Origin of the sequence: Tissierella pigra, assembly GCF_009695605.1 — a bacterium.
In the GTDB taxonomy this organism is placed as follows: domain Bacteria; phylum Bacillota; class Clostridia; order Tissierellales; family Tissierellaceae; genus Tissierella; species Tissierella pigra.
In genome coordinates this window covers 1-23,509 of record NZ_VUNQ01000057.1, presented here as the reverse complement: position 1 = coordinate 23,509, position 23,509 = coordinate 1, and the positions used below count along the sequence as shown (strand labels likewise).

Annotated in this window: 25 protein-coding genes; all 25 read left to right on the top strand. The window is 31.1% G+C overall.

Annotated elements, in window-relative coordinates; all coding sequences use genetic code 11:
- Positions 1 to 1,117 (top strand): VirB4 family type IV secretion system protein (locus FYJ83_RS17220; protein WP_154442694.1); only part of this gene is annotated, 1,117 nt, incomplete at its 5' end.
- A complete protein-coding gene (locus FYJ83_RS17215; RefSeq protein WP_154442692.1) occupies positions 1,117 to 1,614 on the top strand; it encodes a hypothetical protein in 498 nt (165 codons plus the stop codon). The genes FYJ83_RS17220 and FYJ83_RS17215, both read left to right, overlap by 1 nt.
- 12 nt (positions 1,615 to 1,626) lie before the next feature.
- A complete protein-coding gene (locus FYJ83_RS17210) occupies positions 1,627 to 2,670 on the top strand; it encodes an amidoligase family protein (RefSeq protein WP_154442690.1) in 1,044 nt (347 codons plus the stop codon).
- A 10-nt stretch (positions 2,671 to 2,680) separates the two neighbouring features.
- Positions 2,681 to 3,193, top strand: coding sequence for a gamma-glutamylcyclotransferase family protein (locus FYJ83_RS17205; protein ID WP_154442688.1), 513 nt, complete (start codon positions 2,681 to 2,683; stop codon positions 3,191 to 3,193).
- Positions 3,194 to 3,198: 5 nt separating this feature from the next.
- A complete protein-coding gene (locus FYJ83_RS17200) occupies positions 3,199 to 4,287 on the top strand; it encodes a M23 family metallopeptidase (protein WP_154442686.1) in 1,089 nt (362 codons plus the stop codon).
- Positions 4,288 to 4,302: 15 nt separating this feature from the next.
- A complete protein-coding gene (locus FYJ83_RS17195) occupies positions 4,303 to 4,869 on the top strand; it encodes a DUF6329 domain-containing protein (protein WP_154442684.1) in 567 nt (188 codons plus the stop codon).
- A 12-nt stretch (positions 4,870 to 4,881) separates the two neighbouring features.
- Positions 4,882 to 5,262, top strand: a complete 381-nt coding sequence (locus FYJ83_RS17190; protein ID WP_154442682.1) for a DUF3846 domain-containing protein — start codon at positions 4,882 to 4,884, stop codon at positions 5,260 to 5,262.
- Positions 5,263 to 5,364: 102 nt separating this feature from the next.
- Positions 5,365 to 5,811, top strand: coding sequence for a helix-turn-helix domain-containing protein (locus tag FYJ83_RS19740; RefSeq protein WP_195838043.1), 447 nt, complete (start codon positions 5,365 to 5,367; stop codon positions 5,809 to 5,811).
- A complete protein-coding gene (locus FYJ83_RS17185; protein ID WP_195838042.1) occupies positions 5,812 to 6,756 on the top strand; it encodes a HipA domain-containing protein in 945 nt (314 codons plus the stop codon).
- Positions 6,757 to 6,912: 156 nt separating this feature from the next.
- Positions 6,913 to 7,167 carry a DUF6103 family protein gene (locus FYJ83_RS17180; RefSeq protein WP_154442680.1) on the top strand — a complete coding sequence of 85 codons (255 nt, stop codon included), beginning with the start codon at positions 6,913 to 6,915 and terminating at the stop codon, positions 7,165 to 7,167.
- 407 nt (positions 7,168 to 7,574) lie between these two features.
- Complete coding sequence (locus FYJ83_RS17175; RefSeq protein WP_229768633.1) at positions 7,575 to 7,997, top strand: hypothetical protein; 423 nt, start codon at positions 7,575 to 7,577, stop codon at positions 7,995 to 7,997.
- 6 nt (positions 7,998 to 8,003) lie between these two features.
- A complete protein-coding gene (mobP3, locus tag FYJ83_RS17170) occupies positions 8,004 to 10,379 on the top strand; it encodes a MobP3 family relaxase (protein WP_154442678.1) in 2,376 nt (791 codons plus the stop codon).
- A 19-nt stretch (positions 10,380 to 10,398) separates the two neighbouring features.
- Positions 10,399 to 11,832: a DUF3991 domain-containing protein gene (locus FYJ83_RS17165; RefSeq protein WP_154442676.1), complete on the top strand. Its 1,434-nt coding sequence runs from the start codon at positions 10,399 to 10,401 to the stop codon at positions 11,830 to 11,832.
- Positions 11,833 to 11,896: 64 nt separating this feature from the next.
- Entirely contained in the window at positions 11,897 to 13,714 is a 1,818-nt protein-coding gene (locus FYJ83_RS17160; RefSeq protein WP_154442674.1) for a VirD4-like conjugal transfer protein, CD1115 family, read from the top strand.
- A 12-nt stretch (positions 13,715 to 13,726) separates the two neighbouring features.
- Entirely contained in the window at positions 13,727 to 13,990 is a 264-nt protein-coding gene (locus FYJ83_RS17155) for a helix-turn-helix domain-containing protein (protein WP_154442672.1), read from the top strand.
- A gap of 1,104 nt (positions 13,991 to 15,094) precedes the next feature.
- Positions 15,095 to 15,790, top strand: coding sequence for a hypothetical protein (locus FYJ83_RS17150; RefSeq protein WP_154442670.1), 696 nt, complete (start codon positions 15,095 to 15,097; stop codon positions 15,788 to 15,790).
- Positions 15,791 to 17,415: 1,625 nt separating this feature from the next.
- Positions 17,416 to 17,568 carry a cyclic lactone autoinducer peptide gene (locus FYJ83_RS17145; RefSeq protein ID WP_216563050.1) on the top strand — a complete coding sequence of 51 codons (153 nt, stop codon included), beginning with the start codon at positions 17,416 to 17,418 and terminating at the stop codon, positions 17,566 to 17,568.
- Between the two features lie 109 nt (positions 17,569 to 17,677).
- On the top strand, positions 17,678 to 18,379 hold the full coding sequence (locus tag FYJ83_RS17140; RefSeq protein WP_154442668.1) for a DUF6973 domain-containing protein: 702 nt from the start codon (positions 17,678 to 17,680) through the stop codon (positions 18,377 to 18,379).
- Positions 18,376 to 18,798, top strand: coding sequence for a hypothetical protein (locus FYJ83_RS17135; protein WP_154442666.1), 423 nt, complete (start codon positions 18,376 to 18,378; stop codon positions 18,796 to 18,798). Before FYJ83_RS17140 ends, FYJ83_RS17135 begins: the two co-directional genes overlap by 4 nt.
- 151 nt (positions 18,799 to 18,949) lie before the next feature.
- Complete coding sequence (locus FYJ83_RS17130) at positions 18,950 to 19,102, top strand: cyclic lactone autoinducer peptide (protein WP_216563047.1); 153 nt, start codon at positions 18,950 to 18,952, stop codon at positions 19,100 to 19,102.
- The gene (locus FYJ83_RS17125; RefSeq protein WP_154442664.1) at positions 19,102 to 19,668 is read left to right on the top strand and encodes an accessory gene regulator ArgB-like protein; all 567 of its coding nucleotides are present in this window, start codon (positions 19,102 to 19,104) and stop codon (positions 19,666 to 19,668) included. Before FYJ83_RS17130 ends, FYJ83_RS17125 begins: the two co-directional genes overlap by 1 nt.
- 279 nt (positions 19,669 to 19,947) lie before the next feature.
- Positions 19,948 to 20,664: a LytR/AlgR family response regulator transcription factor gene (locus FYJ83_RS17120; protein WP_154442662.1), complete on the top strand. Its 717-nt coding sequence runs from the start codon at positions 19,948 to 19,950 to the stop codon at positions 20,662 to 20,664.
- A 306-nt stretch (positions 20,665 to 20,970) separates the two neighbouring features.
- Positions 20,971 to 21,951, top strand: coding sequence for an ATP-binding protein (locus FYJ83_RS17115; protein WP_229768632.1), 981 nt, complete (start codon positions 20,971 to 20,973; stop codon positions 21,949 to 21,951).
- A gap of 737 nt (positions 21,952 to 22,688) precedes the next feature.
- The gene (locus tag FYJ83_RS17110) at positions 22,689 to 22,871 is read left to right on the top strand and encodes a hypothetical protein (RefSeq protein ID WP_154442658.1); all 183 of its coding nucleotides are present in this window, start codon (positions 22,689 to 22,691) and stop codon (positions 22,869 to 22,871) included.
- 73 nt (positions 22,872 to 22,944) lie between these two features.
- Complete coding sequence (locus tag FYJ83_RS17105; RefSeq protein WP_154442656.1) at positions 22,945 to 23,439, top strand: ABC transporter transmembrane domain-containing protein; 495 nt, start codon at positions 22,945 to 22,947, stop codon at positions 23,437 to 23,439.
- Positions 23,440 to 23,509: the final 70 nt, after the last annotated feature.

The window sequence follows — 23,509 nt, the reverse complement described above, 5'->3', positions numbered from 1 at the left end:
TGATGATAAAACTAACCCCTGTATTCTGATTTTAGGAAATTCAGGGCAGGGAAAAAGTTATTTATTAAAGTTAATATTATGTAATATTTTAGAATCAGGAAAGAATGTAATATGCCTAGATCCTGAGCATGAATATGTTGAATTAGCTGAAAACATAGGTGGATGCTTTGTAGATTTAATGAGTGGAGAATATATGATTAATCCACTAGAACCTAAAACTTGGGATGAAGAAGGAAGCCCACGTGACAATGATGCCCCTCTTGCATTTAGACAATCAACTAAATTAAGTCAACATATTAGTTTTTTAAAGGACTTTTTCCGTTCATATAAAGACTTTGAAGATAAGCATATTGATGTAATAGAAATTATGCTTGGAAAACTTTATACCAAATATAAGATTAGTGATAGCACAGATTTTAGTAGGCTAGAATCTACGGACTATCCTATTTTATCAGACTTTTATTTATTAATAGAGGAAGAATACAAAGGTTATGATAATGAAAAGTACCAACTCTATACTAAAGAATTATTACAAGAAATACTCCTTGGACTTCATTCCATGTGCCAAGGGGCAGAGAGTAAATTCTTTAATGGACACACTAATATAAGATCAGATAGATTTATTGTATTTGGAGTTAAAGGCTTACTTCAAGCTAGTAAAAATGTTAAAAATGCCTTATTATTTAATGTATTATCCTTTATGTCAGATAAGCTACTAACAGAAGGAAATACAGCAGCAGGAATTGATGAGCTTTATTTATTCCTAACAAACCTTACAGCAATTGAATATATTCGTAACTTTATGAAGCGAGTGCGAAAGAAAGAATCAGCAGTTATCCTTAGCAGCCAAAACCTTGAAGACTTCAACATTGAAGGAATTAGGGAGCTGACAAAGCCACTGTTTTCTATTCCGGCACACGCTTTTTTATTTAATGCAGGAAATATTGATAAGCAGTTTTATATGGATACCTTACAGCTTGAGGAATCAGAATATAATCTAATTAAATTTCCACAGAGGGGAGTGTGTTTATATAAATGTGGTAATGAACGTTACAATCTAGCAGTTCATGCTCCAGAATATAAAGAAAAGTTATTTGGAAAGGCAGGCGGCAGATAGTGATATTTGATAAAATTGAATCTTTTAGAAATCAAAAGCAAGGCATTATAGATGATTTGAGAGTGTGCATTACCTATACTCCAAACAGAGATAATGATCTTCTATGTTTTATGGAACAGTATTTAAAGGCAGATCCAAAGAATCGACCAAGATTATTAGAAGAGATAAAACATTGTATTAATGGAGAAGAATATGAAAATCCATTCCTAGCTTACAATTATTATAATGAGAAGGACATTAAAGAACTGGATAATGTACTGGATGAATTTATTGATAAACTAAAAAATTCCAGAAAAGCATCTAATGGCTCAGATAAAGAAATAGAAAATGTTATTGCAGATACTATTTTTAAAATCAATGAACTTCATGATAAATGCTATGGAGAATTAATAGACTCTTGGAGAAATAAAAGACTTATAGAATTTATAGTAACTTCAGCTAAATATGCAGGATATGAAAATGCCATAGATATTATAAATGAAAAAAAGCTATGGTAAGGCGGTGAGGATATGGATCTTAGGGAGCAAAAGTTTGGAGTAGAGGTAGAAATGACTGGTATCACAAGAAAGAGAGCAGCGCAGGTTATTGGTGAATATTTAAATGGTACAGTAGATTTTGAGGGAGGTGGATATGGAACTTATACTGTAACAGATAATGAAAATAGGAAATGGAAACTTGTAAGAGATGCTAGTATTACCTGTCAAAAGAAAGTAGGGAATAGAAAGCAAATAGCAGATAGAGAATATAGTGTTGAGTTAGTAAGTCCTATATGTTTTTATGATGATATAGAGGATATCCAAGAGATGATAAGAGAGTTAAGAAGGGCTGGAGCATTCAGTAATAAAAGCTGTGGTATTCATATTCATATCAATGCAGCCCCATTTAAGGCATATCAACTTAGAAATCTTGTAAATATCATAGCTGCAAAAGAAGATATGATATATAAAGCCTTGAAGGTAGACTCAGAAAGAGAAAGACGATATTGCAAAAAGATAGATAAGGACTTTTTAGAAGAACTAAACAAAAAGAAACCCAAAACAATAAGTGGGATTCAAAGTCTCTGGTATAAAGGGAGGGATGGAAGCCATCAACATTACCATGACAGTAGATATCGATGTTTAAATCTACACTCTGTTTTTCAAAAAGGAACAATAGAATTTCGTGCCTTTAATGGATCACTCCATGCAGGAAAACTTAAGGCTTATCTACAACTCTGTATGGCAATTACAGCACAAGCCTATAATCAAAAGTCTGCCAGTCCAATAAAAACCGTATCAGAAAATGAGAAATATACATTTAGAGTATGGCTTTTAAGACTCAACTTAATTGGAGATGAATTTAAAACAGCAAGAAAACATCTCCTAGATAATCTAGAAGGAAATATTGCGTGGAAGTCACCAGAGCAAGCTGAGGCACAGAAAGAAAGACTTAGACAAAAGCGAGAATTAGAATTTTTACAGCAAGAAAGAAGAGAAGAATTAGAAAATAATGATATGGGAATAGATGAGCAGGAGGAAGAATCTCCTGCTTTTTCTATGTCTATGAACCAGTAAGGAGGTCAAGATGGAGAAAGATAAGTTATATATTGCCTATGGGAGTAACCTAAACTTAAATCAGATGAAGCACCGATGCCCTACGGCAAGAGTTATCGGTACATCAGAACTGAAGGATTATGAACTTGTATTTCGTGGATCAAGATATGGTGCAGTGGCAACTATTGAACCATGTGAAGGAAGTACGGTACCGGTTTTACTATGGAGTATCAAACCTGATGATGAGAAAGCCCTTGATAGATATGAAGGTTATCCAAATTTTTATGGAAAATCTGGAGTGGATATTACTGTAGGTAATTATAAAGCTACAGCAATGGTTTATATAATGACAGAAGGTTATAAACTTGGAAAGCCATCAGATAATTATCTAAAAGCTATAGAAGAAGGCTATATTGAGGCAGGGTTTAACTTAGATATTTTATATGATGCTGTAGAGAAAACCCTTAGTCAAATGGAGAATCTTGAGGAAATAGATAAGGAAGAACCAGAACAGGGAAATATACTTGGAATGAAGTGGTGGTGATGTAAATGGCAGATCCCGGATCATTAGGGATTATTGTAAAAACAGCTTTATCTACTTTATCAGATAAAAGGCTAAGAAAAGGAATAGGGTGGATTATTGCAGCAACCCTATCTCCCTTTATATTAATTATTGTTGTTATATTAAGCCTTCTCTCAGGTACAACTAGTCATAATAATATGGCCTTAGATTTATCATTTAATGGAGGAAGTATACCAGACACTATTCCAGAAGAATATAGGGGACATATAAAAGATATGCGTAGGAGTTTTACAATGCTTGATGGAAAGATAGAGGACATAAATAGTCAAATCGAAGATGGAGATAGTCTGGACTCAATTAGGGTTAAGGCTATTTTTTATTCTCTGTATTTCGGAGAAAATCAACCGTCAAATATAGATAAAGCAAAATTTGTGGAGTGTTTTGTAACCTATAGGGAACAAGTAAGGACTGTAATTGATGAAGAAGGAAATGAACATGAAGAAACTTATATAGTGGCTATTCCTATAGAAAACATATCGGAAATATATAAAAATATAGATGATATAATGGGAAGAATTGTGACTTATGAGGATATGGCTAATACTACTGAAATATATTATCGCATCCTTTATGGAAGACCTGCCCCTACCTATGGAGAAGAATTTGATGATTTTATTAATGGACTCCCTTTGCCAGAAGGTGAATTTGTAGGTGCAGATGGTTTTTATTCTCCAGTGGGAGCTAACTGGAGAAATGTGGTTACTAGTGAATTTGGATATCGAAAAGACCCATTTACAGGACAGACAAAAGGGCATAATGGAATTGATTTAGGATTGCCAAGAGGTACACCCATACGATCTGTACTGGATGGAACTGTCTATTTAACCAGATATTCATCAACAGGTTATGGTTATCATATAATGATAGATCATGGTGGTGGATTCATTACCTTCTATGCTCATTGCTCGAAGATTTTAGTTACAGGAGGACAAAAAGTAAAAGCAGGGGATATCATAGGAGAAGTAGGTTCAACAGGAAGAAGCACAGGAAATCATCTTCATTTTGAAGTAAGAATAAATGGAGAAAAGCAAAACCCAAGAAATTATTTGCCATAAAAGGAGGAGAACTTTATGTTAATTACAAAAGGAATATTTGAAAGAAAGATACCAAACTTTAATGCAGCGAATTGTATAATTGAGGGAATTGAATTGATGGATGAAGAGGAATTTAAAGAATTTAGTAGGAATTTATTAAAAGATAGAGATTTTATTAGAGATAGAAAAGATGAAATGTATATAGATTCTGACAGACAAGTACATGGCTTATTGGCTCTTGATATGGATAGTGGTGACGGGATTTTAATAGAAAGTCAAGGATATGACTATGCAAGATATGCAGCATTTTTACCAAATATAAAATCTTATATTGATAAGCATATATCTATGGTTGTAGATAAAATTATGGAGGAAGCTATGGAAAACACCTCCAATGGAAGTTGGGTAATATACTTTGATGAGATAGAAGAAAACTATGGTCTTACAGTAAGAGAAAATGACGGAATAGGAACAATGCTAATGGCAGAATTGGAAAATAGGGAGGAACTTGCTGAACTAGAAATCGGAGAGGATTGCTTTGATATGATGCTTTATATTGAGCATTGGAGTGAAATAAAACCATTTGAAAATATGGAAATGTAGGGGGATTTATAGATGGATAATATAGAAAAGAAAATTAAAATTTTAAAAATTGAACCACAAAGGCTACCCTATGAGAAGGAAATAAGTAATGATTTAGAGGGTATCCAAGGAGAAGTTGAAGGATTATTTGAATGTATTTATTTAGGTGATAATTGCATATTAGTATGTAATGAAGAGGGAAAATTAAATGGAATGGAATTAAATCGAAGGGTCGGTAATGATATTATTGCTGGTCCTTTTTTTATTGTAGGAGATAGTCAAGACGGAGAATTTGTATCCTTAACTGATGAGCAAATAGAAAAATATACAGAAGAATTTGGCAAGATTCAAGAATTCACAGGTGAAGAACCAGAGGCACAGCTAAGGATGGAGTTTATAGGATTTGATTTTTAAATTTTAGGCTCTATATAATTTCACCTAAATATATTGTAATAAAGCAGAAGAAATTATTGACACTATAACGGAACACCGATATACTAAATATAGGTGATGATTATGACAATTCAACGAATTTTAAGAGAAAAAGGTATGTCCAGATATAGTTTGTCAAAGATAAGTGGAGTCCCATGGTCTACATTATCAGATATATGTTCAGGTAAAACAAATCTTAATAGATGCAGTGCAATAACACTTTCAAAACTATCCAAGGTACTTGAGATGCCTATTGAGGAAATTATGGAGCTGAAAGTAGAAGAGAAAGATAACTTAAGTAAGGGAAAACCCAAGGATAAATCTTATTTAGAAACCAATTTGCCAAGTAATTTGGAGAAAGCATTAAAGTCTTATATAAGGGGAGAAAAAGAAAATGTTCTATATTTAGATTGCCTATGGGATGAGCTTTATGGTGCAATCAATTCAGATGTATGGGCAGGTTATATTTCAGAGGAACAGGCAAATTATTTAAGAGAAGAATATCTCTACGGAGAAAAACAGGAGGATTAAATGATAGATTTTACTTCTTGTGAAATTAATAAATTTAAAGCATATGGAGGGGCAAATGGAAATAAAATCAATATTATCTATAAAGATAAGAGTTATATGTTGAAATTTCCTCCAGCGCCTAGAAGAAAGAAATTAATTAGTTATACCAATGGATGTGTTAGTGAATATATTGCTTGTCACATATTCCAATCAATAGGTATTAATACTCAAGAAACAATATTAGGAACATATACAGATAAAAGAGGAAAGGAAAAAGTGGTAGTCGCTTGCAAAGATTTTACATCCGATGGTAAGACTCTAATGGAATTTGCTCATTTAAAGAACACTTGTATTAATAGTGAACAAAGCGGATATGGTAAAGAATTAGCATCGATTTTGAAAGCAATTGATGAGCAAAATTTACTACCACCAGATAAACTAAGAAGTTTCTTTTGGGATATGTTTATTATAGATGCATTGTTGGGAAACTTTGATAGGCATAATGGGAATTGGGGATTTTTAATAGATGAAGAGTTAAAAATAGCGGAAATAGCACCAGTATATGATTGTGGTTCTTGCCTATATCCCCAACTTTCAGTAGAAGGAATGGAACAAGTTTTAAATAATGATGATGAGATTAATCGAAGGGTATTTGTATTTCCAGCATCGTCTATAGAAGAAGATAGTAAAAAAATTTCATATTTTGATTTTATTTCATCATTAAAGAATCCTGATTGTAATGATGCATTAAAAAGAGTTCATGGACGGATAGATATGAAAAAGATATATAAAATAATTGAAGAAACTCCTTCAATATTATCAATCCAAAAGGATTTTTATAAAGTAATGATTACTGAACGCAAGGAAAAAATACTAGACTATAGCATGGATTTATTGATGAAACAAGAGATGAAAATGGCAGAACAGGATGAAAATAATGAGATTGGCCAACAAATGAATATGTAAATTCTAGATTTGAAATATAAAAAACTTAAAAATCACCCATATATGTGGGTGATTTTTTGATGGGAAAAATATTATAAAGTTCGTATAGGAATATAGTTTTTATAGATAATGTCATCTTTAATTAAGAAATCACAAGGATAAGGAGGGAAATATTAGATGAAAAAAGATACTGTTAAGATAAGTTTTGAGGCTGAAAAATTAAGAGCCATAAATATATATATGGAGAAAAAAGAATTGGATCTGGAAGATGAGCTAATGGATCAACTTCAAAAACTATACGAGAAATATGTTCCAGCCAATGTAAGAGAATATATCGATGAAAAGCAAGAAGAAGCAATAAAGAGAAGAAAACCTAAAAAATCAGCTAAAAAGCAGGTGGAAACTAATATACCATCAATAAAACAGGAATAAGACAATTTTTGAGGGCGTACTCGCCCCTGTGTGCCATTCAAATAGGGGACATGGTATGTTTATACCTAATATAAAGTAAATCGAAATTTGGGGCAAATGTGCCGACCATTCATAATTAGTATAAGAATAGCTTAATCACTCACTTCCAGAAGATGATTATCAAAATAATAGGGTGAACTACCCTATTGATTTTGGTGCAGGATAAAGGAAGGTGGTCAAAAGATTCCACCTTCCAGTTACATCCCCCGGCAGTGCCGTGGGTTGAAAGGATTAAGGCAGGTGGTCGGAAATAGGATTTTGTATTGTCACAGGTGGTCGTTATCTACTAAGAACCCCAAAAAACAAGACTTGGTAGGTGTACCTTGTGGGTGGTCAAGGGAAATAATAGATGTTTGAGGTGTGATAAATTGACAAAGAAAAAGAACTCAGTAAAGGAAAGGACAGCAGTATGGTTATATCCTGAAACAATGGAAGAAATGGATAGTTTACTAGAAAGGGATAATTGCAAAAGCAGAAGTGAATTTATAGATAAAGCTTTAAATTTTTATATGGGATATTTAGTTAGCGAAGATGCTACAGGATATCTATCTAAGATACTAATCTCAGCAATACAAGGAATACTTAAAGAAACAGAAAATAGAAATGCTAATAATTTATTTCGTCTATCAGTTGAAATGAGTATGATGATGAATATACTCGCCGCAGGTTTAGAAATTAGTGAGGAAGAACTTCGTAGTCTTAGGGGAAGATGTGTCCAGCAAGTAAGAAAGACAAGGGGTAAAATATACATGGAGGAGGCGATAAAGTTTCAGCAAGGAATTGGAGAGTGATAATTTATGCCAAGACTTATTTTAAAGTGTCCTTATCTAAAAGGTGGGAGTGATAAAACATCGGCTCATCTTGAAAACTTAGTAAATTATATTGCTACTCGTGATGGAGTAGAAAAAATTAATATAGAAAATAGAAATTTTTCTTCCACAACAAAACAGGGAGAATTAATATTACAGCTAGTTAAAGAATTTCCAAACACCAAAAATTTATTTGAATATGAAGATTATATTGAGAACCCATCATTAGAAAATGCTTCTGAATTTATTTCCATAGCAATAGAAGAAAACTTTGATGAGATTGGTAAACGGAAAAACTATGTAGATTATATTGCAAATAGACCAAGGGTAGAAAAGATGGGAAAGCATGGTTTATTTACTGGCGGAGATGACAGTCTAGTTCTTAGTAAAATAGCAGATGAAGTTGCAAATCATGAAGGAAATGTTTGGACTCCAATTATTTCACTAAGACGAGAAGATGCTACAAGACTTGGTTTTGATAATGCTGAAAGTTGGCACAATATGCTTTCTTATTATTCCATAGATATTGCTGAATCCTTAAAGATAAAACCTGAGAATTTTCAGTGGTATGCAGCATTTCATAATGAGGGGCACCATCCCCATGTTCATATGGTTTGTTATTCAACAGATCCAAAGGAAGGATATCTAACTAAAAAAGGCATAGAGAAAATGAAATCAGGATTTGTAAAAAATATCTTTGGAGAAGAGCTAAAAGAAATCTATATAGAACAAAGCAAAAGAAGGGATGAACTAAAACAAGAATCAAGAGAAGTCTTATTACAACTAATATCTGAAATGAAAAATGATACCTATCGAAATAGTAAAGTGGAAAAACTATTTATAGAGTTTGCAGAAAGATTGAAGTTCAGCAAAGGAAAAAAACAGTATGGATATTTACAACTAAAGCTTAAAGCTATGGTAGATGAGATTGTAGATGAACTTGCTAAGGATGAAAGGATAAGTAAGGCATATGGGCTATGGTATGAAATGCGTAACGAAGTTCTTAATAGCTACATGAATAATCTGCCAGAGTCTCTACCACTATCACAACAAAAGGAATTTAAGTCAATTAAAAATATGATTATTAAAGAGGCAGATAATTATAATAAAGGAATTTTTTCCTTTGAAGAAATAGCTAATGATGATATAGATATAGCTGAAGATGTTTATCTCAAGTGGAGTGATGATTATAAAAGGGCTTGCAAATTCTTATATGGTACAGATGATGTAGTACAAGATTTTGAGGATGCCTTTTGTTTATTTCAATCTGAAGCTGAAAAAGGAAATGCTCTTGCCATGTTTAATATGGGAAGAATCTTTGCAGATGGTCTTGGTGTAGAAATTGATATGGAAGAATCATATGCATGGTATGAAAAAGCCCTCAATGCCTTTCATAAGGTAGAAGATAAAAAGTCTTGGAAATATACAGAGTATCGTATAGGTAAGATGTATTCACAAGGTCTTGGAACAGAAGAAGATTATGAAAAAGTAGCATACTGGCTTACTCTGTCAGCAAAAGAAAGATATAAGTTTGCTGAATATTCCTTGGGTGGTCTTTATTATAGAGGTCAAGGAGCTGAGCAGAACTATGGAAGAGCTTTTGATCTCTATTTAAAATCTGCAAAGCAGGGTTTTCCATATGCTGATTTTGAAGCAGCAAAACAGTATTATGAGAAGTCAGCAAAGCTTGGAAATACATTTGCCTGTTATTCCCTTGCAAAATTAATCCTTGCAGAAGAAAATCCAGTAGAGAGAGAAGTTAAAAAAGCAATTGAGTATTTAAAACAAGCATCGACTAGTGGAAATCAATTTGCACAGTATTCTCTTGGAAAGCTTTATCTTGATGGGGAATACGTGGATAAAGATACATTGAAAGCTGTAGAGTTATTTAAACTCTCATCAGAACAGGGAAATGAGTATGCATCATATCAGCTTGGTAAGCTATATCTTAAGGATGAGGATATAACGAAAGACATTCCATCAGCAATAAAATGGCTGTACTTATCTGCAGAAAAAGGAAATCAATATGGGCAGTATCTATTAGGAAAAATATATTTACTGGGTGAAGATGTGCCAAGGAATAAAGAAGAGGCAATAAAATGGTTTGCATTATCTGCCGAGCAAGGGAATGAATATGCTCAGTTTTTTCTAGATAATATGGATAAGTTTTATAACACATCTGTTTCACTTGCAGTATCAAAGATATTTCATCATATGAGTAAGACATTTGAAGATAATGTTCCGTTAAAATCATCAGGAGTTGGAATTAAGGTTGATAGTAAGTTATTAAGAAAGTTAAGAGAAAAGAAGATGGCACAAGGACATAAGAAAGATGACCATGAGCAGCAGAATATTGAATTATAGAATTAAAAGGGAGGTAATAATGTCTACTTACATTCATTTTACAGAGGAACAAAAGAAGAAAGCAAACTCAGTTGATCTAGTGGATTTTCTGGAAAGACAGGGGGAAAAGCTACTACGTTCAGGAAGAGAGAAAAGGCTTGCAAGTGACCGCAGTATCACCATAAGAGGAAATAGGTGGTATGACCATGAAACAGGAGAAGGTGGTCTAGCAATTGATTTTCTGCAGAACTTTTATGGACTTAGCTTTCCAGATGCAGTAACAAAATTACTTGATGAACAGGGAGAAATAATATATAAAACAACAGACGTAAAAGAACAGGAGGAAAGAAAGCCCTTTGTTTTACCCCGAAAACATTCTGATATGCGCAGGGTCTTTGCTTATATGATCAAACAAAGGTGTATTGATAGAGATATAGTGAGTTTCTTTGCTAGAAATAAAATGCTATATGAAAGCAGTGAACTCTCTAAAGACAAGACAAAGGAATATCACAACGCTGTATTTGTAGGCTTAGATGAAAATGGAACTCCCCGTCATGCACATAAACAGGGGATATATACGAAGGGTAAAAAGTTTAAAGGAAATATAGAAAGCAGTGATTCTTGCTATAGCTTTAATTATATTGGAAAAGGTAACAAGCTTTATGTGTTTGAAGCACCTATTGATATGCTATCCTTTATTACAATATATCCGAGAGATTGGCAGTCCCATAGTTATATATCATTGTGTGGAGTGTCTGAACAGGCGATGCTGAAGATGATTGAAATAAATCCCCATCTTAATCATGTAATACTATGTCTGGATTATGATATAGCTGGAATTGAAACCACTGAAAAGTTCTATGATATATTAATTGATAGGAAAATAAGATGTGATAAGCTTATGCCTAAATATAAAGATTGGAATGAAGACCTTAAGGCAAGCCTTAATCTTCCTGTAATACCCAGAGAAGAACATCCACATTATCCCCTACGGGATAAAGTTTGTTCAGAGATTTATAGTCTAACATCTGAATTTAAAAGTACAGATGATTCTCTAACAAAATTAAATAAATTATTCCACAGATGTAAAACAAATAATATGGAGCAGATAGTTGAAACATTAAAACAACTATCTGCTTTTTCTTTGCTTTTAGCTGAGAGGGAATATAAACAAATGGAAATTAGCCAAGGCATAGATGTTATCCAAAACAGATTGTATTACGGATTTAAAGCACATGAGAATCGCAGTAGGCTCAATAGTCGTTTAGATATGATTGGACAGGAAATTTTGAAAATCAGTAGATATGAAGGAATTATTTCTAAAGATGAAAAATTAAATATTGCAAAAGCTTATGAGTCAATTGCCCAACATAGTTTAAAGGCAATTATTTTGATTGAACTACAAGAACTAAAGCAGGAACAAAAACAAGAACAAAAACAAGAACAAAAACAAATCAAGGAGATGATTATATAGTAGAGGTAAAGATAAATTCTATAATATGATTTTAAAGTGCAAAGGATGAAAGGGGGACAGATTTATGGAATCACAAGTATATCTCCTTATAGGCATGGCAGCCCTGATGTTTATTGTAATAGGTGGTATTTCACTAATTGCACACTATTATACCTTAAATGGAATCAAGTCAAAAACGGTTGGTGATGGTCAGCATGGTACAGCTAGATTTGCTACAAAGAAAGAAATTTTAAAAACTTATAAGCATGTACCATTTAATGTTTCAGATTGGAGGAAGGGAAAAAATCTACCTACAGAGCAGGGAATTATAGTTGGGTGCAAAGGGGCTAAAAATAATGTCATAGCACTTGTAGATACTGATGATGTCCATTGTCTTATGATTGGTGCAGCAGGTGTAGGAAAGACTGCATTTTTTCTTTATCCTAATTTGGAATATGCCTGTGCAACTGGGATGAGTTTTATAACTACTGACACAAAAGGGGATTTAGCAAGAAACTATGGAAGGATTGCTAAAGAATGTTACGGATATAATATTGCAGTTATGGATCTTAGAAATCCCACAAGAAGTGATGGCAACAATTTATTGCATTTAGTTAATAAGTATATGGATAGATATAGGGAAGATAATAATGATATTTATGCTAAGGCAAAGGCTGAAAAATATGCAAAGATTATTTCAAAGACTATTATAAATTCCACAGGCGATAGTTCTGCCTATGGACAAAATGCTTTCTTCTATGATGCAGCTGAAGGACTTCTAACTGCTGTTATTTTACTTATTGCAGAGTATCTTCCACCTACGAAAGAAGATGGAGAAATAGTTGATACTAGGCATATAATTAGTGTATTTAAAATGGTGCAGGACTTAATGGAACCAAGTAAGGTAAAAGGAAAGAGTCAGTTTCAGTTACTGATGGACAAGCTTCCTTCAGGGCATAAGGCAAGGTGGTTTGCAGGTGCAGCTTTAAACTCAGCTGAACAGGCAATGGCATCAGTTCTATCTACAGTACTATCAAGACTTAATGCATTTTTAGATACAGAAATGGAACAGATTTTATGTTTTGACACTGCAATTGATGCAGAAACCTTTTGTAATAAAAAATCTGCTATTTTTCTAATACTCCCAGAAGAAGATAATACGAAGTATTTTATGGTTAGCTTATTTTTACAACAGTTCTATCGTGAAATGTTAACAGTAGCTGATGAAAACGGGGGTAAGCTTCCAAATCGAGTAATGATTTATGCAGATGAAATAGGTACAATACCAAAGATAGAATCCTTTGAAATGATGCTTAGTGCTGGTCGTTCCAGAAAGATATCATTAGTGCCTATCATTCAATCCTTTGCACAGCTTGATAAAAACTATGGAAAAGAAGGTAGTGAGATTATAACTGATAACTGTCAGCTTACTATTTTTGGAGGCTTTGCGCCTAACTCTGAAACTGCTCAAGTTCTGTCCAAATCACTTGGAAGTAGAACTGTTATGAGTGGAAGTATTAGCAGAGGTAAAAATGATCCTTCCCAAAGTTTGCAGATGATGGAGAGACCATTATTAACAGCAGACGAATTAAAATCTTTACCAAAAGGAAACTTTGTTATCATGAAAACAGGAGTGCATCCAATGAGGACTGTACTCCGTTTGTTTTTAGATTGGGGCATCACTTTTAGTAAACCATATATTATGGAGGAAAAGTCGCGTCGTAGGGTTTTCTATGCTGATAAAGAAACATTAGAAGAAAATATTGAGAATCAAGAGCTTGATGAAAATATTGAAGAAACAGAATCAGGAGATATAAAAAATAAAAGTGGTGGGATGTCACACAATCCATCATCGAAAATAGATCCAATTAATAAAAAGAGAAGGCCGACATTGAGAACATAGGAGGGATAAGGTTTGAGTTATTTTGGAACAATTTATTCCTACACATCAGATGAACTTCCGGCTCGTGCGAAAACAGTATATATGTATCTAAAGGACAGAAGTGATGCAAAAGGGGAATGCTGGCCAGCCATAAACACTATTGCAAAGGAAACATCCATGTCTAGAAGTACAGTAAAGAGGGGAATTGCAGATCTAATACGGTGTGGTTTACTTACAAAAGAACCACGGTATAGGGAGAATGGAAGTAATTCATCTAATAGATATTTTTTAAAATAATTATGGAATATAAGTGAAAAAGATAAGCTATCCACCAAGGGGGTAGTTTATCTTTTTTGTGGACTGAGGTGGAGTTCATGTTGAACCTACAAGAAGGACTCACTTTAAGAATATATTTAACATCAGAAAAAGAACATTACAAACAGTCTAGTCTATAATATAAAAAATCTATGAGTTTCTATCATAAGAAATAATATAAGATAATTTAGTGAGCTATTTCTTAATAAAAATCTTAGTTCATGACATTAAAATATATAGTTCATGACAAATCATGGCATAGAAATATAAAATTATTATAATAAACACAAGGTTAAGGGGATTATTTAATAGATATTTATAAGTTATAAATATCGGTTATTATTTGTCAAATCAAATAAGTAGGCTTTACTATTACCATGAATTGATATATAGTGAAAATTTCAAAAAAAGGACAAGAGTCAGCTGATTTTAGAATTTGAAGAATATATAATTGAATATAAAAAGATAAGAAAATAAATAATTTAATTTTTGGACATGCCTTAATTCTTCATTACAATTGAATCTTTATCTTCTTATGTATAAGAGTTATTAATATTTTCAGCATTATCGATGCTAAAAAGCATAAGCAATTTAAAATTATGTCAGTAGTTTCAAATAAGGAAGGTAAGTTGTATGGAAAAGATGTATATATATAGTATTGGTTTATTGATTATTGTTTTTTCAGAAGTAAATCTAAATAAAAAAAGGGAGGTGTTGAGAAATGAGATAAGTTAAAGTTTTATCCGTATTATTAGCTATAATGATTGTACTTCCAAACAGCTAAAGCATGCAAATTTTGAAGATGAGGATTAGCTAAAATAGAATATGCTTTAATGGCAAAGAATGTTCCTAAAAAAGTGAAGCCAATTATTATATCTGATGCATCTTTATTTTAATGTGCATTGATAGTTATACTCTTTTTCATACAAAGTGTTTTCTTGTGATATTGACGAATGTGAAATACTAAAAAATTTGACTGAAATTAGAGATTTAAGTCAGCTAAAACAAATAGTATCTGTAAAAGAAATTAGACTAAAGAAAATAGAACAATATATAAAAGTGAAAAATTAAAAAAGGAGTGGTATTATGTTTAAAATCAAAAAAGTATTGCCAGTTTTTTTAGCAATTCTAATGTTAATCCCAAGTGTTAATGTATTAGCACAAGAACATAACATGACTGAAAAAGATTTAAAACTAGAAGAATTAATATCATCAATAGACATTGACAGAGAATTAGATAATGCAATTAATGGAGTTATCGATAATGAAGTTCCTAAAGAAATAATAGATCAAATAAAAATCGAAGGAGACTTTATTTCTGAAGAATCTTTAATAGGAAGTTTTTCTACATTACCTTCAGAAACGCCAGAAATAGAAACAGGTTATACAGTAAAAAAACTTGGAGAAATTGATGGTGAATCGGTATATTCAATGACAGCATATGCTAGACCTAAAGAAATAGAAGATAAAGCAACAAAACTTGGAGTTACTGCACTTGTTGGATTAGTTTGGATAGATAATTTCGGAATGGACAATGAACTGGAAAGTGTATTCTACGGATGGAAACCAACTGGTGATTCAGAAGTATCAAATAGAGAACTTAGAATTTATGTTGATAACACAAATAGAGACGGTATACGTTATCCAAGAAGTAATGACTTTACTCATTTTAGTTATTATAGAAAAGGATTTAGATTTAGTGCAACTACAACTGCAGATGTTACTGATGGTAGAAATAAAGGATCTATAACTGTTCTTGCGGAAACAAAATTATGGAATTAAATTTAAAGTATAATTATTAGAAGAGGTGAATTTTATTAAAATTAAAGATAAATTAAAAGTATTTATCTCAATATTATCATTTTTTATAATTGGAGTTATAATACTTTTAATAATTGCTAATTTAATAAATCTATATGAATATTTTAATATTTTTATAGTATATTTTTTTAAAATAATCCTAAGTATTTTAATAGCATTTATTATATTTAATTTAAAATATAATAGAGAACCGAAGAAACAAAATTATAAAAACTATAAAAAAGATTTAATATTAAAAATTATATCCACTATCTTTCTATCATTGGTATTTATATATCATTCCATAAATCCAATAAGGTTATACCCATTAATGGATTATAAGGAGTTTTATCTCAATTACACATTTGTAATAAGAGGCTCATTTACTTTATTATTTATTCTTTCAATGATTACAACATATTTGATACTTGAATATAGATACATGAAAAAGACGATTAATTAATCGTCTTTTTTCTTTTTACTAACTTCTTTTAGTACATAATTTTTTACTCCAATTGTTTTATATAAATAAGGCTAAGGTGAAAGAGGATATAGAAATCCCAATCCTCAAATATACCTTATTTTTATATTATAACTATGGTTTTACATTAAAAGAAATAGCGCTGTTAGAGGGATATTCCATTCGTGCTGTCAAGTATAGTATTGATAATACAAAAAAGAAATTAGGAGAAAGAATAAAAAATTTATAAAAACTGACTTCAAAAATAGGGGTTAAGTGTGGAAATAGGTGAAGGGATATTATTTTTCTCTTCCCTGTTTTTATTTTATAGATTGTACTTTGAAAAATTAATATCCGATTACATAAATATATTAGCTGATAAGCCAAAAATGGATAAGCGACAATGGAAGATGCGTCAAGACCACCTGTATACGCAGATATGATTTCTGCTAATATAAAAGTCGGCCTTCTAAGGTGCAGAGCGGTACCCATCTGATCCATAAAACAATCCATGGTAGATTGTTTGCCATAACCCAATCAGCCTATAATGATACTTCTGCCTAGCCATAGATATCCCAATGGGGCAGCCAGCGGAGATCCCGGTGGAGGTGAAATTCCTATGATGCAATATAACCAGTTGCAGTTTATGTAATCGCCCTATAAGTCTTGTTTGTAAGTCTTTGTGTGTTGGGGATAGTAGTGTCTAGGTACAGTAAGATTATCTGTAGTGAATATGGAAGTACATTCCAAAGACGAAAGGTATGGGAAAAATGGAGGTAATTTATTTAATAGATATTTTTTGGAAAAATAATGAAACATAATAAAGAAGATAAGCTACCCACCAAGGGAGTAGTTTGTCTTTTTTATGGACCGAGGTGGAGTTCATGTTGAACCTACAAGAAGGACTCACTTTAAGAATATATTTAACATCAGAAAAAGAACATTATAAACAGTCTAGTCTATCATATAAAAAATCTATGAGTTTCCATCATAAGAAATAATATAAGAGGATTTAATGATCTATTTCTTAACAAAAATCTTAGTTCATGACATTAAAATATATAGTTCATGACAAATTATGGCATAGAAATATTAAATTGTTATAATAAAGGTAAACAATTATTTAACAAAGAAAGGGGGGCTAGCTTTGAGAAACTTAAGGAGTTTGGGGTTAAAATTCGGTATGACATTGGCGAGCTTAGCTTTAATGGTAACATCATTAAATGTTAATACAACCTGTATGCTTATTGCTCACCAACCTAAATTACCAGAAGGAGCTAAGAAGCTTCGTAAGTTCTAATGCATATATTAGACAAACTTAAATAGTTATCAGATGACTGAGCTATTTAAGAAATGAATAGTTTCTTCCAATGTATTTAAAATTAAAAAAATGAAAGGTGGGAGATTTCATGAAATTAACTAAAAAGAGAATGGGATTACTTGCATTAGCTTTTATGATGTTTATTTCCATAATAATCCCAAATACTGCTTTTGCATCTGGTCAAACATCAAATTTGAGTATTATTGACTCAATTAGAGAAGAGTATGGAGATAATGTTGCTGACTCAGTTTTAAAATATGTATCTTACGATGAAATCTTGAAATTCCAAGAAATATATGATTCTAGGGATTCAATTTCAACATATGGTATAAGTGAATCTATTGGGAATATATTAGATGAACTTGATACATTAACAGATACTGAACTATTTTTAATTGGTATGTACCCTGGACAAGCTCTTACTGTTAGATCATGTGCAAAAGAAGCTGACGAATATACAAACGACTATTACCCAAGATGGAGAGATGGCGATGAAGGAAATGCTTATCGACATGCAATGTGGAATGCTATTATGACAAGAAACTTTGCGAGTGCAAGTAAGGCAAAAATGTGGGCTGATGCGCATGAGGACTTTACAGATGCGGAATTAAGAGCTGCGGGTTCATGGAATGGCTTTACAGCTTTTGAACATACTGAAATGGATTTGCATAACAACGCAAAAGGAAGAGAATGTGCCAGATGGTATGAGTTTTGGGTATCAACAGATACTTTGAGTGATAAAGTCATGGAAAAGATTGATAACAGAGAAATGATGATACTTGTAAGATGAAGAAACAGCTTAAAATTATTTTATCCATATTATTATGCTTAATAGTACTATTAAGCATAATAATATCATTTCATTATATTAATAATAAAAATAATGAAAATTGGGAGAATGATAGAAATCAATTAGAAGCTATATTCATCTCCTATGGTTATGGTGTTACTATAAAAAATTTTCCTAAATCAAGGAGTGAAGATTTACCGTCTGCTGATGATATATATGTTGCAAATTTATCAGATAGTGATGAAATTTTTTTGTTACACTATAAAACATCAAAAAAAGCAAAATCTAAGATAAATGATATAGATGATTCTAACCATAGTATATTGATCCAAAATAGTATTGTTGTATACCGCGGAAACGATGAAGTCATTAAATCTATAATTGATAACTTTCCAAATTATATAAAAATAGATCATTAGACATCTAGAACAATTGAATAGGTTATATGTTAGCATGTATAGTTATAAATGACTTAAATTACTATTAGTTCATTACAAATTATAAGATAATATTAAACTGTTTAATAAGAGTAAACAGATAATTTATTAGTAAAAGAAAGGGGGACTAGCTTTGAGAAACTTAAGGAGTTTGGGATTAAAATTCAGTATGACATTGGCGAGCTTAGCTTTAATGGTAACATCACTAAACGTTAATACAACTTGTATGCTTATTGCTCACCAACCTGAATTGCCAGAAGGAGCTAAGAAGCTTCGTAAGTTTTAATGGATTTATCAGAAATACTTACGGACAAATTAATAAGTATGCAAATCATTAGTGTAGAGGAAAAAGATATTTATTCCTATGGTTTTAAACAAGGCTTATTGTTGCTTTTAAATATGATAACCATAATAATAATTGGTTTTTTCTTTAATATGATTTGGCAAAGTGTAATCTTTATGGTTGCTTACAGTATTCTTAGGGTTTATGCAGGAGGATATCATGCAAGTACTCCGTTCAGTTGTTACTTATTTTCTGTTGTGATGATAACAGCAGTACTTTGGTTGATAAAGCTGATTCCTTGGAATGGTTTTATCTGCTTTATTATTACAACAGTATCAGGTATAATCATATTGCTAATGGCACCAGTAGAGGATGCAAACAAGCCCTTAGATCAAGAGGAAAAGAGGATTTTCAAAAAACGGACAAATATTATTTTAGGCGTTTTAATTGGATTTGCTTTACTCTTTTGGTTTACAGGTGAGAAACAAATTTCGATATGTATAATTATGGGTATATGTCTGATTTCTGTTATGCTTGTACTTGGAAAAATTAAAGATATCAAGGAATAAATATCAATAGTTAATTTTGAAACTATCCAATATATATTCTTGATCTGCATATTATGGATTAGTAAAGTGTTAGTAATTCCAAATTGAAAGGATTATAAGTATTTAATAGTTCTCTAGTTTACTTTATGTAGGATTACAGATAATGAAAGACCTCTACCTGTTAGGATAGTGGTCTTTTTGCCTAATATTTATATATTTAATTCTTTATAATTTATCCAAAGAATGCATAAATGTGATATAGTTACTGTAAGTTATCATGTTGCTAAGGGGGTATGAATTATGTTTAGAATAGCGATTTGTGATGATGAACAGATAATAGGTTCACAAATTGAGAATATATTATTGGATTATTCGGAAAGAACCAGTTTAGAGATAGATATTATAGTATTTTCTTCAGGGGAAGAATTGTACAAATATATGGAATCGAGTCATACCTTTGACCTAATATATTTAGATATCGAAATGGAATGTATGAATGGACTTGAAGTTGGAAAGAAGATAAGAAATACGATGAAGAATCATAAAACGGACATTGTTTATATCTCAGGTAAAGATGGTTATGATCGTCAGCTGTTTGATGTACAGCCCTTGCACTTTATTCCAAAACCTATTGATCCAAATAAAGTGATAGAAGATCTAAGGCTAGCTATGACTAGAGCAGACAAACTAGGGGGGATATTTGCATATAAAAAAGGAAATGAATCACATAAAGTACCAATAAAGGATATCATATATTTTGAGAGCCTTGGCAGAGAAACAAGAATTGTTACTGTAAAAGGTGAAGATATTTTTTATGGGGTAATGCAGAATATATTTGAGATAGTTAGAAAATATCAATTTATTAAAATTCATAGATCCTACATAGTTAATTATAATCATATATCTATTTTTAGATATGAGGAAGTTATTATGTCAAATCAGATTATATTACCCATAAGTCAAGCAAAAAGAAAAGAAATTAAAGATATACAGTTGAGTATAGAGCAGGAGGAATAAGTGGTGAGCATTGATATATATAATTCCATTTATATTTTTAGCAATATCTTTATGACTTATACAATATATAAGTTTATGAGGATATTTTATGCAAAGGAAAATACAAATAAAAAGGTAATAGAAATAGGGTCTTATATTATATATTTTATAGCTATTACTATGTTACATATTTTTGTTAAGATTCCTATTATACTCTTGATTTCAAATCTGGGACTTTTCTTAATGCTAACATTGAATTATAAGAGTAGTTTTAAAAAGAGGATTTTGACAGCTCTTTTAATATACCTCACTTTAATGTGCATTGAGATGATAATTGTTTTATATACAGGATATTTCAAATTAGATCTACTAATAAGAAATGATTATGAATCAATTTTAGGAATTATTATTATAAGAATAGTATCATATTTTATTGTACTGATTATAGGAAGCTACAAAAATATTCGTCAAGGAGATATTGTCCCTAATACCTACTGGTTATGCATACTTATTATACCAATAGGAACATTATATTTACTGATTACAACATTTATGGTACGTGGACTTGCATCTGTAACGATATTTATGTCTATAGCATTTGTATTATTGATTAATTTTGCAACATTTTACTTGTATGACGAAATTTCAAGGATATTATCAGAGGAGAAAGATAAGATACTTATGCAGCAGCAAAATAAGTATTATGAAAAGCAGCTTGAACTAATGAGAGAATCTTTGAAATCTATAAAAACAATAAAGCATGATTTGAAAAATCATATGACCTCCTTATATGTATTGGTAGAAGAGGATAAAAAAGAAGAGTTATTGGAGTATTTATCGGGGGTGATAGAAGTGTTTAATAATAAAGAAGGTTTGGCATCTACAGGAAATACCGTTATAGACAGCATAATTAACTTTAAATTACAAGAAGCAGAAAAGGAGAAAATTGCTGTAAATATAGATTTAAATATTCCTAAAGAACTGAAAATTCCTTCATTTGATATAACTATCATTCTAGGAAACTTATTAGATAATGCCTTAAATGCAGTAAAAAAGTTAGAAAAAAATAGATATATAGATATCAAAATTAAATATACAAAAGGTCGATTAATTTTAAAGATAGATAATTCATTTGATGGAACAATCATAAAAGAAAAAGGTAAAATAATTACTTCACATAGAGATAAGAACAATCATGGTTTAGGATTAGAAAGTGTAAAAACAGTTTTAGAAAAATACAATGGAGTTATAGAATTTAAATATGATAGCAACAAATTCCATACAGCACTATTAATGTTTGTTGAATGAGAACAAACATTAAGTTAGTTTTTGGGTTAATAATAGCTATATTGTATAGTAATAATGCTTTATATATAATTAGGGATGTTTGTCTTCAAGAATAAACTCATTATTTTATAATATGCTACTAGATATATTCATAGTCGTTCAGGAGGATAATAAATTCAAAACACTCAACAATTGCTTTAGCTGTTTAAATTATGACATAAATGAATATTAGAATAAGCTAACAATCAAGATAATAGTTTTATATTACAGATATTATAATTAAACAAGTTAATTAAACCTACAACAATTGTATAATACGCAAAATAGACCTTTAGTTATCATGAAGTGAAGATATCTAGAGGTCTATTTTTAAAGAAAAGAAGGATTTAATATGGATATAGGATTACTTAGAAATAGTAGAGAAGAGAGAACAGGTATAAAGTTATTGTGAAAATCTTAGTTTGTGACATTAAAATATATAGTTCATGACAATCTCTCGCACAGAAAAATAAAATTGTTATAATTAATACAAGATAGTTGCCCTTGTATATATAACGTGTACAAGCTTATTAAATAAATTTAGTGTTGTAAAGTGTTAATTTTGAAATTGAAATAAGATAGGCTAGTATTAGAAATGACGATTTCTAATTAATATAAAGCTAGCACTTTGAACGTTCAAAAATTAGCAAATGGGTTTTGCTAATATGTAGATAAAGTCTACATATTAATGAAGTCATAAAAAGGAAGGAGGGACAAGTATGAAAAAGTTAGGCAAGAGAAATGACGATAAAAGATTTACATCTTATTACAAAGCTGCTTGTGAGGAATGTAAAACTCAGTGTATAGCTGGGTGTACACCTCCAAATGATACTCCGCAGGGTATGGCAGAAGTTGAGTTTATTGAAAGATATTATCAAAGAACAGACTTTCCAAGATGGTAATAAGAAGGTTGTCCAACATCTGCATTTGCAGATGTTGGACACTAAAACATGCAATATGAAGAGGTAAAAAAAGATGACAAATAATAGACAACCAAATAAAAAAATAATTATAGATATTTTAAGGTTATTTTCTCCTTATAGAAAGAGAATTGTCATAATAATTATTTCCATTATCTTTACTTCCCTAATAAGTATATTCACCCCGTTAATAAGACAAATTTTAATAGATGATGGAATTATAAAAAATGACATAAAAACAGTAGGGTTTATTACTCTGGTAATGCTACTTTTTGTTATTGTAAATTTACTTTTTGAATATATAGAGATGGTAAACTCAACTTATATTACTCAGATGGTGCCATTTAATCTTTTAAAAGAATGCTTCGATAAAATGCTAAGACTTAAGATGGCATATTATGATAATACGAATTATTATAAGGTAATTGAAAATATTAAGTTTGATATATCGACCATTACAACTATAGTCGACCAAAGTACTTTTTTAATACTTGTGGAAAGGCAACCCTTTTTTAGACAAATTTATTCCGAACAAGAATATACTTTCTAAATACTGCCTAAGCTGCTAAATCAAAGCTAGCTCTATTTCTATATTCAATTGGTGATATGTATCCTAAAGA